Here is a 17,103-nt window from a genome sequence, read left to right on the forward strand (position 1 = left end):
GCGCCGCCATCCGCGCCGCGCGCCCGCGCCGGGGCGCCCGCGCTTGGCTACAATGGGTTCTTCAGTGCCGTGGCACGCGGCCCGGCAGCGGCTACCGCCCTGCCCGCCCGCCGTGACCATGGCGACCATGYCGCCCCAAGTGGCCCTCAGAGGACAGGATCCCTTCATGCTGCGCACCGACACGCCCGTTACCGTCCATCGCAAAGACTATACTCCGCCGGCCTTCGCTTTTGAGCACGTCGACCTCACCCTCGAGCTCGACCCGGCGCGCACGGTGGTCACCAACATCCTGCGCTTCACGCGCCAGGCACCTGGCCCGCTGGTGCTGGCCGGCGAGGCACTGGAGCTGGTCGGGGTCCGCCTCGACGGCAAGCCGCTGGAAGGCGCGCAGCAGGCGCCCGACAGCCTGACGCTGCCCGAGCTGCCCGCGCAAGGCACGCTGGAAATCGTCACCGCCTGCCAGCCGGCCGCCAACACGTCGCTGTCCGGCCTCTACGTTTCCAACGGCAACTTCTTTACCCAGTGCGAAGCCGAGGGCTTTCGCAAGATTACCTATTACCTGGACCGCCCCGACGTGATGTCGACCTTCCGGGTCACCTTGCGCGCACAGCGCGCGGCCTACCCGGTGCTGCTGTCCAACGGCAACCTGATCAGCGAGCGCGAGCTGCCCGACGGCCGCTTTGAGGCCGTCTGGGAAGACCCGTTCAAGAAGCCCGCCTACCTGTTCGCACTGGTGGCCGGCAAGCTGGAATGCATCGAGGAGCGGATCCGGTCCGCCTCCGGCAAGGAGAAATTGCTGCAGGTCTGGGTGGAACCGCAGGACCTGCCCAAGACGCGCCATGCCATGGATTCGCTGATCCACTCGATCCGCTGGGACGAGCAGCGCTTTGGTCTGGAGCTGGACCTCGAGCGCTTCATGATCGTCGCCGTGGGCGACTTCAACATGGGCGCGATGGAGAACAAGGGCCTCAACATCTTCAACACCAAGTACGTGCTGGCCAACGCGGAGACCGCCACCGATGCCGATTTCGGCAATATCGAATCCGTGGTCGGGCATGAGTACTTCCACAACTGGACCGGCAACCGCGTGACCTGCCGCGACTGGTTCCAGCTCTCGCTCAAGGAAGGCCTGACGGTGTTCCGCGACCAGGAGTTCTCGGCCGACATGATGGGCTCCGAATCCGGGCGCGCGGTCAAGCGCATCGAGGACGTGCGCATGCTGCGCCAGGTGCAGTTCCCCGAGGATGCCGGCCCCATGGCGCATCCGGTGCGCCCCGACAGCTACGAGGAAATCAACAACTTCTACACCGTGACGGTGTACGAGAAAGGCGCCGAGGTCGTGCGCATGTACCAGACCCTGCTAGGCCGCGACGGTTTCCGCAAGGGCATGGACCTGTACTTCCAGCGCCACGACGGCCAGGCTGTGACCTGCGACGACTTCCGCGCCGCCATGGCCGATGCCAATGGCCGCGACCTGACGCAGTTCGGCCGCTGGTACAGCCAGGCCGGCACGCCGGTGGTCGCGGTGCGCACCGCGTGGGATGCGGCCGCCGGCACCCTGGCGCTGACGCTGTCGCAAACGTGCCCCAAGGTCGGCATCGAGACGCGCCCCGGCACGCCGGACAAGCTGCCCTTCCACATTCCCTTCGCCCTGGGCCTGATCGACGCCAGCGGCGCCGACCTCGCGCTGCAGCTCGAGGGGGAAAGCCAGCCCGGCGCCACCACGCGCGTGCTGGATTTCACCGAGGCCGAGCAGACCTTCCGCTTCATCAACCTGCCTCGCGGCGCCGAGCCGCCGCTGGCGTCGCTGCTGCGCGACTTCTCCGCGCCGGTCATCATCGACGCCGAGTACAGCGAGGCGCAGCTGACCTTCCTGCTCGCGCACGACAGCGATCCGTTCAACCGCTGGGAGGCCGGCCAGCGCCTGACCACGCGCGCGCTGCTGCAACTGGTGGCCCAGAGCCAGGCCGGCCGCGAGCTCGAGCTCGACCCGGCGCTGGTGGCCGCGCTGCGCACCGTGCTCAACGACCAGCAGCTCAGCCCCGCCTTTCGCGAGCAGGCCCTGACGCTGCCGGCCGAGGCTTACCTCGCCGAGCGCATGGGCGTGGCCGATCCGGCCGCCATCCACCGCGCTCGCCAGTTCATGCGCGAAGCGCTGGCGCGCGCGCTCAAGACCGACTGGCTGGCCGCGTTCGAGGCCAATGCCACGCCGGGCGCCTACAGCCCCGATGCGGTGTCCGCCGGCAAGCGCGCGCTGCGCAACCTGGCACTGGGCTACCTGGCCGACAGCGGCGACGCCGCCATGCAGGCGCTGGCCGAAGCGCAGTACCAGGCCGCCGACAACATGACGGACCGCTTCGCCGCGCTCAGCGCCATGGTTAACACCTTTGCCCCTGGCCGCGAGGCCGCGCTGGCCGATTTCTACCAGCGCTTCGAGCAAGACCCGCTGGTGATCGACAAATGGTTCTCGCTGCAAGGCACGCAGCGCGGCACCGTGGGGCCGCAAAGCGCCGGCCACAAAGGCAAGCACACCATCGACACGGTGCGCGCGCTGATGCAGCATCCCGCCTTCAACCTGCGCAACCCCAACCGCGCGCGCTCGCTGATCTTCAGCTTCTGCGCGGCCAACCCGGCCCAGTTCCATGCCGAGGATGGCTCGGGCTACGCCTTCTGGGCCGAGCAGGTGCTGGCGCTGGACGCCATCAACCCGCAAGTGGCGTCCCGCCTGGCGCGGGTGATGGACCGCTGGCAGAAGTACGCGCTGCCGCTGCGCGACCGCATGCGCGCCGCGCTGGAACAGGTGGCGGCGGCCAGCGACCTGTCCCGCGATGTGCGCGAGATCGTGAGCAAGGCGCTGGCGCCGTAAGGCAGCGCCGGGCTGGCCGGGGCGCGGCCGGCAGCACCGCGCCCCGCCCCCGCCGACAGTACCCCACGGGCCGGTGGCATTGGCCTGGCGGGCTGGCGCCCATGTAGAATTGCGGCCATTCAAGGAGAATCCCCATGAGTCGCATCAGCCTCACCCGCTACCTGGTCGAGGAGCAGCGCAAGCACAACACGATCGAGCCCGAACTGCGGCTCCTGATCGAAGTGGTGGCGCGCGCCTGCAAGGCCATTTCCAACTCCGTCAGCAAGGGCGCCCTCGCCGGCATCCTCGGCTCGGCCGGCACCGGCAACGTGCAAGGCGAGACGCAGCAAAAGCTGGACGTGATCGCCAACGAAGTCCTGCTCGACGCCAATGAATGGGGCGGCCACCTCGCCGCCATGGCGTCCGAGGAAATGGACAGCATCTACGAGATCCCGAACCGCTATCCCAAGGGCGAATACCTGCTGCTGTTCGATCCGCTCGACGGCTCGTCCAACATCGACGTGAACGTGTCGATCGGCACCATCTTCTCGGTGCTGCACATGCCCAAGCCGGGCCAGACCGTCACTGAAGCCGACTTCATGCAGGCCGGCAGCCGCCAGGTCGCCGCCGGCTACGCCGTGTACGGCCCGCAGACCACGCTGGTGCTGACCGTTGGCAACGGCGTGCACATGTTCACGCTGGACCGCGAGGCCGGCAGCTTCGTGCTGACGCAGTCGGACGTGACGATCCCGGAAGACACCAAGGAATTCGCGATCAACATGTCCAACATGCGCCACTGGGCCCCGCCCGTGCGCCGCTATATCGACGAATGCCTGGCCGGCGACGAAGGCCCGCGCGGCAAGAACTTCAACATGCGCTGGATCGCCTCGATGGTGGCCGACGTACACCGCATCCTCACGCGCGGCGGCATCTTCATGTACCCGTGGGACAAGCGCGAACCGGAAAAACCCGGCAAGCTGCGCCTGATGTACGAAGCCAACCCGATGGCCATGCTGGTCGAGCAGGCCGGCGGCGCGGCCACCAACGGCCATGAGCGCATTCTCGACATCCAGCCGGAAAAGCTGCACCAGCGCGTGTCGGTGATCCTCGGCTCGAAGAACGAAGTGGAACGCGCCACGCGCTACCACCAGGAAGAGAAAGCGGCCGGCTGATTGCGGGCGGCTTCATCGACCCGACGAAAAAGGGACGCCGCGGCGTCCCTTTTTCTATTGCGTCTATTGCATCTATTGCGCCCGTGCGGCAACTTTGCGCGATGGCCAGGGCGTAGCGGACGCGCCCAGGACCGGCTTGCCAAGCAGGGGCGTTGACAGCGCGTAGGCACCGTTCTCGGTGAAGGCCCAGATGATATTGCGGTCGTACTCCGTGTAGATCGCGAACACGCCTTTGCCGAGCGTGTAATTCGGCAATTCCGTCTCGTCCGCCAGCGCAGGCACGAAATAGCCCGCGATCGTCGCCTTTTCCGGATGGCTGACGTCAAAAATCTGCACGCCGGCATTGTAGAAAGAATAGGGAACGATGCCCTGACGCCATTGGCCGGGCTGGCCGATGGAGTTCGCCCGCTTCGGGCCGAAATTGCCGCCACGCTGACAGAAGCTCGTGAATGCCGCCCCCTCCGGCACCTTCGGCTGCGGCAGTTTGCCGGCCACCTTCAAGTGAGACGGATCGCGTGCGTCGACGACGAAAATGTCCTTGTATGGCTCATAGCAATCGCGGTTCATCGGATAGCCGCCGGTCAGGACATAGCCCGTGCGCGCATATTGGCTGACATCGGCGTTGTCGTATTCGGTACCGGCAAAGCTGGGCGGCGTATTGACGTTGCCGAGCACCTTCGGCTTTGCCGGGTCGGAAAGGTCGAACGCATAGAGACCGAGGCCACCCATCGCGCCGAAGCCGATCTTGCCACCGTCCTCCAATGGCTTGGGCAGGAAAATTGGAATGCGCGCCCCCATCCATGAGGTACGGTTGCCAGCCCGTTGATTCATCAGATACGCCTGCTCATGGGCTTCGTTGCCGAGGATCTGCCCCGGCACCGAGATCTGGGAAACAAAGGTCGGATTCGCGGGATCGGACATGTCCCAGACCTGATAGCCGGGCGAGTAAAGATAATTGGGATACTCGGTCAGGCCGTACGTGTCATCCGGCGCCGACGCCAGGATCATGTATTTGCCGCCATGGTATTCAGGCGAATCCAGCGACCCGGACCCCTGCTGTTGCCMGATCGGCGCATCGGGGTGCTTGTAGTCGGTGGTGCGGGTTGCCAGCAGCCGCCACTGGCTTGGCAGCGGGCCATCCATGGCGAAGACCTTGAACCCTTTCAGCGAATTGTAGCGACGCTGCGCCGCGACCTGGTCAGGCTGCTGGGTCTTGTCAGTCATCAGGCCATAGCGTCCAATTTCAAATGACGCGACGAGCACCGGCTTGCCCAGTGCCTTGCTCCAGGCAATGGTCGCGCCACCCAGGTAGTCGTCGACGTTGCGCGGATCGTAATTCTCACTCGACCCTTTCGGTCCCCAGACACCGCCCTTGGAATAGACCACCTTGCCATGGGCGGGATCGGTGATGTCCATGATCCGCAGATAGTCCCGGTCATGAATGTAGAGGTAACGGCGCCCCTCGAAGTCGGCGATGTTGTTCCAGGCATGGAAGGGTGAGCCAACGGCGGGATAGAAGGCCAGAACCTCCACGTTCTTGGCAAAGCTCTTCTTGTCCCATGTGGTCATTTCACCGGGGAAGCGCTGCCCCTTGTGCACTTCAGGCGTTGCTTTCGGCCAGACGAACTGTCCGGTGGCCGGATCCATCCCGTAGTCGACACCCGGCTTGAGCGGCGCGGGCGAGCGATCGGGCGTCAGCCGCAGCCAGGCGGCGAGATGGGGATCCTGAACATTGGGCGTGCCTGGCGTTACTGGTGTTCCCTGCGCTCCCTGCGCTCCCTGCATTAGGGATGCCCCTGGCGCCGCCGTGGCCTGCACCGTGTCCGCGTTTGCGCAGGCCATCATGCATATGGCCGCTGAAGCTGTCCCCGTTGCCAGGATTGATCTGAACGTTCTGATTCGAAGCATGGCTTCCTCCTTTTCCCTTTTCTATTAACAATGCCCTCGCCCGCCGCGGCCGGTGCCCATCGCAGGGCGCAACCCACCGGACCAAGACCGCCGCATCATGTCCAGGCCGGGCGCTCAAAACGCGTGGCGAATGCCGATGGCCATGCCGGACGGGTTCTGCTGGCTGGTAGGCGAGGCCGAGAACGTGACCGGGTAGCGGATCGGGCTGTCATGCTTGTGCTGCACGTGAGCGTACGTGGCGTAGATCTCGCTGCGCTTGGACAGGCTGTAGATGTAGCCCAGCACGAAGCCGTTGGCGTCCGACAGCTTGGTGTTGTTGTCGTCCTTGCGATGGACGAAGCTGGCGTACAAACGGTTCGACGGGTTGAGCTTGTAGCGCGCACCGATCTGGATATCCCAGCCTTTGGACTGGAAGTCCGCATAAGGCGGATACGCGTAGTAGCCGTTGTAGGTGTGGTAAACCAGCGTCGGCTCGAAATCGCCGAACTTGTAGGCCAGCGAGGCGTAGTTGTCGCGCGCCGAAGGCACGCTGCCGGCGTTGTTGATATTGCGCGTATAGCGCAGGTCGCTGACGAAGCCCGCGTAGAGCTTGTCGTCGCGGTACTCGATGCCGGTACTGAGGTAGCGGCCAGCCCGGGTGGTGTCCTCCAGGCCGGTGGTCACCATGAAGCGTCCCATGAACCCGTAGAAGCGCGGCGTGTTGTACTGGATCGCATTGTCCACGCGGTAGGCCGCGTAGAAGAACTGCATGTTGCTGACCATGCTGTAGTCCGCCGAGAAGCTTGGGTCGGCATAGCCGGCGATCCAGTATGACGGCGTGTTCTGGCGGCCCATGGTCAGCACGCCGTATTTGTTGCTGTGCAGCCCGACGAATGACTGGMGCGCCTGCGCCGCCGCCGTGCCGGTATCGGCCGAGAATTGCGGCTCGTAGGTGAAGATGGCCTTCAGGTCGCTGCTGAGCACTTCCTGCCCGCTGAAGTTGATCCGCGACGAACTCAATTGGCCGCTGGACACGCGGTACACCGAGCCCCCCTTGCCCGACTGCGCGAGGCGCTCCACGCTGATGTCGACGAAGCCTGACAGCCTGACCCAGGACTCCTCGGCACAGACTTGCGCGCCCCCCACTGCCAGCGCGCAGGACACCATGGCCCGGGCATACGACACCTTGTCAGCTCTTCTCATTTCCTCTCCTCTCCTCTTCCTCTTTTGTGGTTGGCCGTCGCGCTGCACCTGCCTGAGTGCCTGTATGCATGTGTGCATGCGCGCTGGCTGCACCGGCTGGCTCTTGCCGGTGCCCTGGTCATGCGCGACCCGCTTGTTCGGGGCCTTTCTTGCGCAGTGTTCAGCCGCAGTATGGAGAGGGCTGGCATGCGGCGAAAATGAAATATTCCGCCTCCGGGATGCCTTTAATTTATGGCCGGAAACGGCGGAACGAGTGCCTCCGCACCGCCTCGATGCGATGAGAAAACAGCCTCGTTTACGCTGAAAAATCCACGTTGCGCCGGCGCGCTCCGGCGAGTGCGAATGACACTCGCCCGGGTCCGGCACAAGCGCGAATCTGCCGGCTTGCTCCCCTGCCTGCTTCGCCCTCTCCTTTCTCCTTCTTTTCTCTTTCCACGTGCCACAGCCACAGCCATGCCGCTGTCATCGCATTGATAGCGCCACGCACAAACAATGCGCCTCACCACACACTTTTTTCTCTTTTGCACTCACTTATCACTAAGTGTATACACATATTACAGTATGTTTACAAACAGATAGTATTTGTACTTCAACAATAAGGAGACACCATGACCACGCCCTGCCCTGGCCGGCGCGCCGCGCGCGCCATCTCTCGCTTTGCCGCCCTGCCCGCGCTGGCTGCCCTTGCCGGTGCTTTTCCCGAACTCGCCCGGKCACAGAGCGACAGCGTGCAGATTTACGGCTTCATCAAGGAAAACGTGGAACAGGTGCGGCTCTCGGGCAACGGCCGTACCGCTTCGGTGTCGCGCCTGTCGAACGATCTGTCAGTGCTGGGCTTTCGTGGCCGCGAGTCGCTTGGCGGCGGGCTGGAGGCCTTCTTCCAGATCGAGACCAACCTGCGCATGGATGGCACCGGCACGTCGCAGATCGGCGACCGCAATACCGGCGTAGGCTTGCGCAGCCCGTGGGGCCAGATCCTGATGGGGCAGTGGGAAATGCCGCTGCGCTTTGTCTCCGTGTACAAGGTAGACCCGTTCACCGCGGGCATCTTTGCCTCGAACTCCATCATGGGCAACGGCTTCACCACAGGCGCCAACGGCGCCGCGCCGGAGTCGTTCGACCGCCGCCAGAAAAACCTGGTGCAATACAGCACGCCGCACTGGGGCGGCGTCTCCGCACGGCTGGCCCTGTCGATGCCCGAGGACCGCACCCCCACCACCAACCCGATCGCCTGGTCCGGCCTGCTGTCCTATGAGGACAAGAGCTGGTACGTGGCGTGGGGGCATGAGTATCACGGCGACTACTTCTATAACGGCTCGCGCGACCACGCGGACCGGCTCGGCGTGGTGTACGCCTTTGGCGGCACCAAGCTGCGCGGCGCCTACGAACGGCTCTCCTACGAACCGGCGCCGGGCCAATCGGTGCGGCGCGATGCGTGGCAGGTAGCGGCCACGCATGCCATCGGCGCGCATGAGTTCCGCGCGTCGTACACCGCGGGCGGCAACGCCCACGGAAGCAGCACGGCGGCGGTGGGCGGCATCGGCCTGCCGGGCACGGATTCCGGCGCCTGGCAGGTTTCGCTGGGCTACGGGTACACGCTGTCGAAGCGGACCGAACTATGGGCGGCATGGACGCGCCTGGTGAACCACGCGACGGCGCGCTACAACCTCTCCGGCAATTCTGTGCCCGGCCTGAAACCGGGCGACTCCGCCACCGGCGTGGGGCTGGGGATCACGCATAAGTTCTGAAACAAGGCCGCGCACGGCCGTTTGCATAAAGAAAGGGCGCACGATACGGTGCGCCCTTTCTGCTGCCTTTGGTGCTGACCTGGATGCGACTAGTCGCGCTTGGCCGCACCGCCGGCGCGCTGCGCCTCGATCAGCTCCATCACGTTGAGCGTGAGGCGCGTCGTGTGGCTGCGCATCGCCAGGTAGGCTTCCTCCGGCTGGCCCGCGAGAATCGCCTCGACAATCTTCTGGTGCTCCCGGTGCGAGGTCTCGAAGCGGCGCTCCACGCCGGACTGCGCGGCACGGAACGGCGCCAGCCGGTCGCGCAGGTTCTCGACCGCAGCCATCAGCGTCTCGTTCTGCGTGCCCTGGCAGATCAGCTGGTGGAAGCGGTGGTTGAGCTCCAGGTACGCCTGCGCATCGCGGCGCTCGCCCACGGCCTCGGTCTGCTCGTGCAGCAGCTCCAGCTGGCGGCGCTGCATGGCGCTCATGCGCTGCGTGGCGATGCGGCAGCACAGCGACTCCAGCTCGCACAGCGCCTCCAGCATGTCGGCCAGCTGCCCGGCGCCCACATTGGCCACCACGCCGCCGCGCCGCGGCACCAGCTCGATCAGCCCGCGCGCGTCCAGCAGGCGCAGCGCCTCGCGCACCGGCGTGCGCGACACCTGGAAGCGCTCCGCCAGCGCGGGTTCCTCGAGCCTCTCGCCGGGCGGCAAGGTGCCGGCGATGATTTCATCGGCAAGCTTCTGGCTGATTTGGGCGGCAATGGTGGTCACTGTTGTCCTTGTGTCCTTGTCCTTGATCGAAGCGTTCGGCATGGCGAGCCCCCGGTTCGGGGCATCGCAAAGCAGCCATTGCCCCGGATATGGGCGCAATTATACGCGGCGCGCCCTTCACCTCATCAAGCAGCGCCAAAAATGTTCCCCACAACTTCTATTGAATACACTTTGCATTGAGTGTATACATATTGGCCAGCGGCAATTACGCCGTGCCGATAATCCATCGCCAAACGAGGAGCACAAACATGACCAGCAAACTGCGCCACATTGCCCTGTCCGTCCCCGATCCCTGGGCCGCGGCCGAGTTCTACCAAAAGGCATTCGGCTTTCGCAAAGTCGGCGAGACCGACTCGTCGCTGGCGCGCGGGGTCTACCTGACGGACGGGACCATGAGCATTGCGCTGTTGAACTACAAAAGCGACGAGGCTGCCGGGGAAGAGCGCGGCAAGGACTTCGTCGGCCTGCACCACATCGGCGTGTGGGTCGACGACATCGCCGAGGCGCGCAAGACCGTGGAAGAAGCGGGTGGCCGCTATTACATGGGCGAAGTGCCGGTCAAGGGCAACATCTTCTACGAGGTGAAGTACCGCGACCCGCATGACATCATCATCGACCTGACCGATCACGGCTGGGGCGGCGCTTCCAAGGAAGGCAGCGGCGGCGGCGCCGGCCCGGCGCTGCGCAACCCGGACCTCAACGCGGATCGCGAAGGCCTGTAGGCGCCTCGCCGCAACGTTTGCGTCCCCGCGCCGCGGGGACGCGCTCAGGCTGGCAACGCCACCGGATGCATCGGCTCGCCTTGCAGGAACCAGCCATCGAGATTGCCCGCCAGCGCCGTGTGCTGCGCCACTCGTGTTTCCGGGGAGCGGCCGGCCAGGTGCGGCGTCAGAATGACCTGGTCCATCTCGTGCAAGGCCGCCGGCACCGATGGTTCCGTCTCGATGACGTCGAGCGCGGCACCGGCGATCTCCCCGCGCGCCAGCGCCTCGACCAGCGCTAGCGTATCCACCACGCTGCCGCGCGCCACGTTCACCAGCAGGCCGCGCGGCCCCAGCGCGCGCAGCACCGCCGCGTCAACCAGATGATGCGTGGCCGCGCCGCCCGGACAGGTCAGCGCGAGCACATCGCTTGCGGCCGCCAGCGCAATCGGATCGGCATACGGCGTGTAGTGCGCTGCGGCCGGGGCGCTGCGCCGCAGGTAGGCCACCTGCATGCCCATGGCCTGCGCCAGCACGGCCAGCTTGCCGCCGATATTGCCCAGCCCGACGATGCCCAGCGTCTTGCCGCGCACGCCCGGGCGCGGCGCGCGCAGGCTTTCCCACTGGCCTGACTTGACGCCGCGATCGAGCACGGCAATCCCGCGCGACAGCGCCAGCATCAGCGTAAGCGCGTGGTCGGCCACCACCTGGCTGTTGGTGTCGGGGGCATGGCACACGCGCACGCCGCGCGCCCTTGCGGCGGCCAGGTMGATGTTCTCGTAGCCAGCACCGAAACTCGCCACCAGCTCCAGCGCCGGCAGCGCCACCAGCTCCGCGGCCGACAAGCCGGTCGAGCCATTGGTCAGCACGGCGCGCGCGCTGGCACGGGCGCCGTCGCCGGCTTCGTTCCACGCCATGAAGCGATAGCGCGGGGCCTGCGCCGCCAGCCAGGCGGCGTCCAGCGCCAGTCGCGTCAACACCAGTACCTGCTCCAGTGCCTGTTGTTCACCATGCAATCCGCTAGCCATCTTCTCTTCTCCTCCGTCTTCGAATCCGCCTGGAAGCGGTGTTGAACAAAATTATCACGAAGGCGTTGACGTGTATACACGCAACACTTAAAGTATTCACATAGATCGAAATGCATAGCAATAAAAGGCGGTGCATTCCGCCATCCTGAACACAAATGACAAGGAGACAAGGTGAACTGGCACAGCCTCGCAACCTATGAACTCGCCGGCGCCAAGCGCGCCGGCCTGGTAGTCGCAGATACCCTGTACGACCTGGCCGCGCTCGGACGCGCTTGCGGACTCGATCCCGCCAGCCTGCCCGGCGACATGAACCAGGTGTTTGCGCAGTGGGCGCGACACGCTCCGTTGCTGGCCGACATGGCCGGCCGCGCGGCCCGACTGGCAACCAGCGGCAAGCTCGCCGCGGTGGATGCGGCCGCCACCTACGCCGTGCCCTACCAGCCGGGCCGCATCTTYGGCGTGGCGTCGAACTTCTACGACCACGCCGATGAGATGGGCACCAAGCTGGCGGTGCGCAGCGAGAGCCAGCCTTATGCCTTCATGAAGGCGGAAACCAGCGTGATCCCCACCGGCGCGACCGTGCTGATGCCGCCGGAAACCACCAAGCTCGACTGGGAAGTGGAGCTTGGCGTGGTGATCGGCCAGCGCTGCCGCCACGTATCGGTGGAAGACGCGCTATCGGTCATCGCCGGCTATACCGTCTTCAACGACATCAGCGCGCGCGACCTCAACCGCCGCACCGACTATCCCTTCACCCACGACTGGTTCCGCGGCAAGAGCTTCGACACCTTCGGCCCCATGGGCCCGTGGGTGGTGCCGGCGGGCTGCATCGCCGACCCGCAGAACCTGCGCATGTCGCTGAGCGTGAACGGCGAAACCATGCAGGATGGCAATACCTCGCAGATGATCTTCTCGGTGGCCGAGCAGATCGCCTACCTGTCGCGCATCCTGACGCTGCAGCCGGGTGACCTGATCGCCACCGGCACGCCGGATGGCGTCGGCATGGGACGCGGCGTGTTCCTGAAACCCGGCGACAACATGGTGGCCTGGGTCGAAGGCATTGGCTCGATCGAGAACGCGGTGGCGCTAGAGGCGCTGGCGGCGCGTTGAACACGACCGCCGTGGCAATGCGCGGGCGGCGCAGGCACACTGCGCCCACACGCATCGCCACGGCGACCTGGAGGAGACTGGCATGAACCCGATACGTACCCGCAAGCTGGGCCACCTGGTGCTGATGGTGCGCGACCTTGAACAATCCACCCGCTTCTATACGGAAGTGATGGGCCTCAAGGTCTCGGACCGCATCGCCGACCAGATGGTCTTCCTGCGCGCCGGCGAGGACCACCACGACCTGGCGCTCTCGCGCCTGCCCGAGGACAGCGCCGAGCGCGACGACCTGCCGCGCTACACGCGCCCCGGCCTGGAGCATTTCTCCTACTACGTGGAGTCCCTGGACGAGATGAAACGCGCGGTGGACGTGGCGCGCAGCCACGGCGTGGTGATCGAGCGCGGCATCGGCCAGCACGGGCCGGGCGGCAACTGGTTCCTGGTGTTCAAGGACCCGGACGGCAACAACGTCGAGATCTACACCGACATGGAGCGCATCGCCACCGGCACCGCGCACGAGCCGCAGACCTGGGAACGCAACCTCGAATCTTTCGATCGCCATCGCCTTGCGCACTTCGTGGTGACCCCGCCCGCCGCCATGCTCGCCGCCAAGCATGGCAAGCAACCGGCCAAGGACGAAGACCAGCCCGCGGACCCGCAAGCCGCAGACGCGCCGTGAGCCAGGGTGCCAGCCCGGCGGGTCCGACGAGCCCGCTGAGTGACCAGGCCCTGCCAGGCCTCTCGCCCGCGCAGCGCGACGCCATGCGCGCGCTGGGGCATGACTGGGCGCGCKACATCCAGGGCAACCGCAAGCAGGTCTGCGAGATCTATGACGCTGTCCACGCAGCGCTGCCCGCCGACGGCATGCAGCGCGTGGCGGGCCTGGCCTATGGCAGCGATCCACGCCAGCAGCTCGATCTTTACCTGCCGCCCGATGCCACGCCGGCCAGCGCGCTGCCCGTGGTGGTGTTCGTGCACGGCGGCGCCTTCCTGCGCGGCAACAAGGACGCCAGCCCCTACATCTACGCCAACGTGCCGCGCCTGTTCGCGCGCCTAGGCTATGTCGGCGTGAACCTGGAATACCGGCTTGCGCCGCAGGCGCCCTATCCGGCCGGCGCGCAGGATGTGGTGGCGGCGCTGGCATGGCTGCGCGCATCGGTGGACGCCTACGGCGGCGACGCGCGCCGCATCGTGCTCATCGGCCATTCGGCCGGCGGCAGCCACGTGGCCAGCGCATTGAGCGATCCGCTGTTCGATGGCGAGGCCGCGGGCGTGGCTGGCGCGGTGCTGGTCAGCGCGCGCCTGCAGGCCGACACGTTGCCGGACAACCCCAACGCCGGCGGCGTCGTCGCCTACTACGGCGCGGACAGCGCGCAGCAGCAGCAACGCGCGCCGATGGCGTTTGCGCAGCGGCTGACGGCGCCGCTGATGGTGGTATTCGCCGAGCATGAGAATCCCTACCTCGACCTCTACGCCTTGCAGTACGCCGCGCGCGTCGCCAAGGCGCAGCGGCGCGCGCCGCGCGTGGTCCAGGTGCCGCACCACAACCATACGTCCGTGGTGGCGCATCTCGGCAGCGCCGATACCGCGCTGGCCGACGCGCTGAGCGGCTTCATCGAATCCGTCGTCACGCACCGCGCCGCCTCGAAATAACAAACAGAAACAACAAACAGCAAGACAGGAGACTTTCCCATGGCAGCAGACAAACTGCGCGGCGTGTTCGCGCCTGTGGTCACGCCCTTCAATGACGATCTCTCGATCAACCTGCCGGCTTTCGTCGCGCACTGCCAGCGCCTTGTGGCCGACGGCGCGGGCGTGGCGATTTCCGGCACCAATAGCGAAGCCTGCTCGGAGACCTTCGAGGAGCGCATGGCGCTGGTCGACGCCGTGATCGACGCCGGCATCCCCGGTGAGCGCGTGCTGGTCGGCACCGGCTGCTGCGCCATTGGAGACGCCGTGGCGCTGACCCGCCATGCCATCGACCGCGGCTGCGCGGGCGTGCTGGTGCTGCCGCCGTTCTTCTTCAAGAGCGTGCAGGAGGACGGCGTGTTCGCCTACTACCGCGAGCTGATCCAGCGCGTGGACGATCCCGCGCTGCGCGTCGTGCTGTATCACATCCCCGCCATGTCGGGCGTGCCCATCACCTTGCCGTTGATCGAGCGGCTGGTGGCGGCTTTCCCCGCGCATATCGCCGGCGTGAAGGACAGCAGCGGCGACTGGGACAACGTGGTGGCGATGCTGGAGCGCTTCCCCACGCTGTCGATCTTCCCCGCTTCGGAAATCCTGATGCTGCGCAGCCTGGCGCTGGGCGCCGCCGGCTGCATCTCCGCCACCAACAACATCAACGCGCGCGATATCGCGCTGGCCTATGGCTCGGTGACCGAGGCCGCGCGCCTGAACGACAGCATCACCGCGGTGCGCAAGACCGCGGAGCGCTTCCCCATGGTGGCTGCCGTCAAGCACACCTTGTCGCTGCTGGCGAGCGATACGGGCTGGCGCCAGGTGCGCCCGCCGCTGGTGCCGCTCGCGGCCGATGCCGCCCTGCAGCTCGCGCAAGCCATGGCCACCGCCATGCCGGCCCTGCGCGGCCTGGCGCAGCCGGCATGAACGCGCCGGTGCGGCAGGACCCGCCACCGCTGGCGCGCTACGCGGCGAGCCGCCGGGCCGGGCGGCATGTGCATGTCAGCGGCATGAGCGCACGCACGGCCGATGGCTGCGCCGGCGTCAGCATGGCCGCCGACGGCACGCGCGTGTACGACGTTGCCGCGCAGACCGATTGCGTGCTGGGCAAGATCGAGCGCGCGCTCGCCAGCGAAGGCATGGGCCTGGCCGATTGCGTGGCCATGACCTGCTACCTCATCGACATGGCCGACTACGAGATCTTCAACGCCGCCTACGCGCGCCACTTCCCCGCGGCCGTGCCCACGCGCACATGCCTGGCGGTGGCCGCGCTGCCCCACCCCGACATGCGCGTGGAGATCACCGCCACCGCATGGCGCGACGAGGAGGCCACATGATCGACACCGCCACGCTCGACACCCTGTTCATGGCGGCCCGCAGCCACAACGGATGGCTCGAGGGCAACATCGACGACGCCACGCTGGAGCGCCTGTACACGCTCGTGCGGCAAGGCCCGACCAGCGCCAACTGCTGCCCGATGCGGCTGGTGTTCGTGCGCTCGCCCGAGGCCAAGGCCAAGCTCTTGCCGGCGCTCGCTCCCGCCAATGTGGACAAGGTCATGCAAGCACCGGTCACCGCTATCGTCGCCTACGACACGCAGTTTCATGCGCTGGCCGRGACCCTGTTCCCACACCGCCCGGCGATGTACGAGATGTTCGCCGCCAACGCATCGTTGTCGCAGGAGACAGCGATGCGCAACGGCTCCATGCAGGGCGGCTACCTGATCCTGGCCGCCCGCGCGCTGGGGCTGGACTGCGGGCCGCTCTCGGGCTTCGACGCCGGCGCCGTCAACCAGGCGTTCTTCCCCGATGGCCGCTGGCGCGTCAACTTCCTGTGCAACCTCGGCTGCGGCGACCCCGCCCGCCTGTTTCCACGGCTGCCCCGCCTCGCGTTTGGGCAGGCCTGCCGCATCGAGTAGATTTCCGAAAACAATCCGCGCGGCGCTTCCCCCCGCGAAGAACGCCGGCAATCACCACGGAGGAGACCCATGATGAAGACACACAGCGTCCACTGCGCATGGACGCAACGGGCCGCGGGCGCGCTGCCCGCGCAAGCCGCCAGCACGGCAAAGGCGTGCGGAGGCATCGCAGGCAAACTCGGCGGCCGCCTTGCCGCAAGCCTGGCACTGGCCTTCGCGGCTGCGCTGCCCGCGCTGGTCCACGCGCAGGAGCCCTGGCCCGCGCGTCCGGTCACCATCGTGGTGCCGTTCGCCCCTGGCGGCAATACCKACATGATTGCGCGCTTGCTGGCGGAGCGCCTGGGCAGGATCTTTGGCAAGCCTTTCGTGGTGGACAACCGCGGCGGCGCGGGCGGCCTGATCGCGGCGGAGTATGTCGCGCGCGCACCGGCCGATGGTTATGTGCTGTTCATGTCGACGATGACGCAGATCGTCACCGCCCCGATGACCAACAAGATCCGCTACGACCCGGTGCGGGACTTCGTGCCCATCGTCAACGTCGGCGGCAACCCCTTCATCCTCGCCGCCAGCACTCGGCACAACTTCAAGACGGTGGCGGACCTGGTGCGCTATGGCAAGGAAAACCCCGGCAAGCTGAACGTGGGCCACGCCGGCAACGGCGGCCTGACCCAGCTCTCCGCGCTGCTGTTCCTGAGCCGCGCCGGCGTGCAGGCCACCATGGTGCCGTACCGCGGCGGCGCGCCCGCGCTGGCCGATGTGCTGGCCGGCCAGATCGACCTGTACAGCGCCAGCGTGTCCGAGGTGATGCCGTATGCGGGCACCGGCAAGCTCAGCCTGCTCGCCGTGTCCAGCGACAAGCGCCTGGCGCAGCTGCCGTCGCTGCCCACCATCGCCGAGAGCTATCCCGGCCACCAGGTGGATACGTGGAACGGCCTGGTCGGCCCATCGAAGATGCCGCCCGAGATCGTGGACAAGATTGGCGCCGAGGCAAAGAAGATCATCGCCGAGCCGGAATTCCGCGCGCACCTGGAGAAGGCCGGCATCATCCCGCTGGGTGAG

At 66.5% G+C, this 17,103-nt stretch carries 15 protein-coding genes; 11 read left to right on the forward strand and 4 right to left on the reverse strand.

Translation table 11 applies throughout. From position 1 onward, the window contains the following. Window positions 1-166 precede the first annotated feature (166 nt). Window positions 167-2,866 (forward strand): aminopeptidase N, encoded by a 2,700-nt coding sequence (pepN, locus tag AC1DS3_RS09115; protein ID WP_441639523.1) that lies wholly within the window; start codon window positions 167-169, stop codon window positions 2,864-2,866. A gap of 134 nt (window positions 2,867-3,000) precedes the next feature. Then, a complete protein-coding gene (locus AC1DS3_RS09120; RefSeq protein ID WP_441639524.1) occupies window positions 3,001-4,017 on the forward strand; it encodes a class 1 fructose-bisphosphatase in 1,017 nt (338 codons plus the stop codon). Between the two features lie 72 nt (window positions 4,018-4,089). Here AC1DS3_RS09120 and AC1DS3_RS09125 read toward each other — a convergent pair whose 3' ends face one another. Both AC1DS3_RS09125 and AC1DS3_RS09130 read right to left on the reverse strand, forming a co-directional pair. Continuing rightward, window positions 4,090-5,862: an LVIVD repeat-containing protein gene (locus tag AC1DS3_RS09125; protein WP_477127050.1), complete on the reverse strand. Its 1,773-nt coding sequence runs from the start codon at window positions 5,860-5,862 to the stop codon at window positions 4,090-4,092. A 177-nt stretch (window positions 5,863-6,039) separates the two neighbouring features. Beyond that, on the reverse strand, window positions 6,040-7,107 hold the full coding sequence (locus AC1DS3_RS09130) for a porin (RefSeq protein WP_477127051.1): 1,068 nt from the start codon (window positions 7,105-7,107) through the stop codon (window positions 6,040-6,042). Window positions 7,108-7,715: 608 nt separating this feature from the next. On the opposite strand from AC1DS3_RS09130, the gene AC1DS3_RS09135 reads away from it, so the two are divergent. Further along, window positions 7,716-8,855 carry a porin gene (locus AC1DS3_RS09135; RefSeq protein WP_477127052.1) on the forward strand — a complete coding sequence of 380 codons (1,140 nt, stop codon included), beginning with the start codon at window positions 7,716-7,718 and terminating at the stop codon, window positions 8,853-8,855. A gap of 89 nt (window positions 8,856-8,944) precedes the next feature. Here AC1DS3_RS09135 and AC1DS3_RS09140 read toward each other — a convergent pair whose 3' ends face one another. After that, window positions 8,945-9,652, reverse strand: coding sequence for a GntR family transcriptional regulator (locus AC1DS3_RS09140; protein ID WP_441639528.1), 708 nt, complete (start codon window positions 9,650-9,652; stop codon window positions 8,945-8,947). A 206-nt stretch (window positions 9,653-9,858) separates the two neighbouring features. Between AC1DS3_RS09140 and AC1DS3_RS09145 the strand changes: the two genes are divergently transcribed. Further along, window positions 9,859-10,332 (forward strand): VOC family protein, encoded by a 474-nt coding sequence (locus tag AC1DS3_RS09145; RefSeq protein WP_441639529.1) that lies wholly within the window; start codon window positions 9,859-9,861, stop codon window positions 10,330-10,332. Between the two features lie 44 nt (window positions 10,333-10,376). Here the strand turns inward: AC1DS3_RS09145 and AC1DS3_RS09150 are convergent, their stop codons facing one another. Next, on the reverse strand, window positions 10,377-11,339 hold the full coding sequence (locus AC1DS3_RS09150; protein ID WP_477127053.1) for a 2-hydroxyacid dehydrogenase: 963 nt from the start codon (window positions 11,337-11,339) through the stop codon (window positions 10,377-10,379). Window positions 11,340-11,510: 171 nt separating this feature from the next. On the opposite strand from AC1DS3_RS09150, the gene AC1DS3_RS09155 reads away from it, so the two are divergent. From AC1DS3_RS09155 to AC1DS3_RS09185, 7 genes are all read left to right on the forward strand, one after another. Continuing rightward, complete coding sequence (locus AC1DS3_RS09155; RefSeq protein WP_441639531.1) at window positions 11,511-12,449, forward strand: fumarylacetoacetate hydrolase family protein; 939 nt, start codon at window positions 11,511-11,513, stop codon at window positions 12,447-12,449. Window positions 12,450-12,531: 82 nt separating this feature from the next. Then, the gene (locus AC1DS3_RS09160; RefSeq protein ID WP_441639532.1) at window positions 12,532-13,125 is read left to right on the forward strand and encodes a VOC family protein; all 594 of its coding nucleotides are present in this window, start codon (window positions 12,532-12,534) and stop codon (window positions 13,123-13,125) included. Then, entirely contained in the window at window positions 13,122-14,099 is a 978-nt protein-coding gene (locus AC1DS3_RS09165; protein ID WP_477127054.1) for an alpha/beta hydrolase, read from the forward strand. The genes AC1DS3_RS09160 and AC1DS3_RS09165 overlap by 4 nt, the downstream gene beginning before the upstream one ends. A gap of 39 nt (window positions 14,100-14,138) precedes the next feature. Beyond that, a complete protein-coding gene (locus AC1DS3_RS09170) occupies window positions 14,139-15,053 on the forward strand; it encodes a dihydrodipicolinate synthase family protein (protein ID WP_441639534.1) in 915 nt (304 codons plus the stop codon). After that, window positions 15,050-15,463, forward strand: a complete 414-nt coding sequence (locus AC1DS3_RS09175) for a RidA family protein (protein ID WP_441639535.1) — start codon at window positions 15,050-15,052, stop codon at window positions 15,461-15,463. Before AC1DS3_RS09170 ends, AC1DS3_RS09175 begins: the two co-directional genes overlap by 4 nt. Beyond that, entirely contained in the window at window positions 15,460-16,044 is a 585-nt protein-coding gene (locus tag AC1DS3_RS09180; RefSeq protein WP_477127055.1) for a malonic semialdehyde reductase, read from the forward strand. Before AC1DS3_RS09175 ends, AC1DS3_RS09180 begins: the two co-directional genes overlap by 4 nt. 69 nt (window positions 16,045-16,113) lie before the next feature. Then, window positions 16,114-17,103, forward strand: a 990-nt coding sequence (locus AC1DS3_RS09185) for a Bug family tripartite tricarboxylate transporter substrate binding protein (protein ID WP_477127056.1), incomplete at its 3' end; no start/stop codon positions are given.

It is taken from the genome of Cupriavidus sp. 01L46 (genome assembly GCF_056399905.1).

What these genes read in the sequence shown, in the direction of transcription:
- pepN (WP_441639523.1), top strand. Translation starts at nt 167, where the DNA reads ATGCTGCGCACCGACACGCCCGTTACCGTCCATCGCAAAGACTATACT.
- AC1DS3_RS09120 (WP_441639524.1), top strand. Translation starts at nt 3,001, where the DNA reads ATGAGTCGCATCAGCCTCACCCGCTACCTGGTCGAGGAGCAGCGCAAG.
- AC1DS3_RS09140 (WP_441639528.1), bottom strand. Translation starts at nt 9,652, where the DNA reads ATGCCGAACGCTTCGATCAAGGACAAGGACACAAGGACAACAGTGACC.
- AC1DS3_RS09145 (WP_441639529.1), top strand. Translation starts at nt 9,859, where the DNA reads ATGACCAGCAAACTGCGCCACATTGCCCTGTCCGTCCCCGATCCCTGG.
- AC1DS3_RS09160 (WP_441639532.1), top strand. Translation starts at nt 12,532, where the DNA reads ATGAACCCGATACGTACCCGCAAGCTGGGCCACCTGGTGCTGATGGTG.
- AC1DS3_RS09170 (WP_441639534.1), top strand. Translation starts at nt 14,139, where the DNA reads ATGGCAGCAGACAAACTGCGCGGCGTGTTCGCGCCTGTGGTCACGCCC.
- AC1DS3_RS09175 (WP_441639535.1), top strand. Translation starts at nt 15,050, where the DNA reads ATGAACGCGCCGGTGCGGCAGGACCCGCCACCGCTGGCGCGCTACGCG.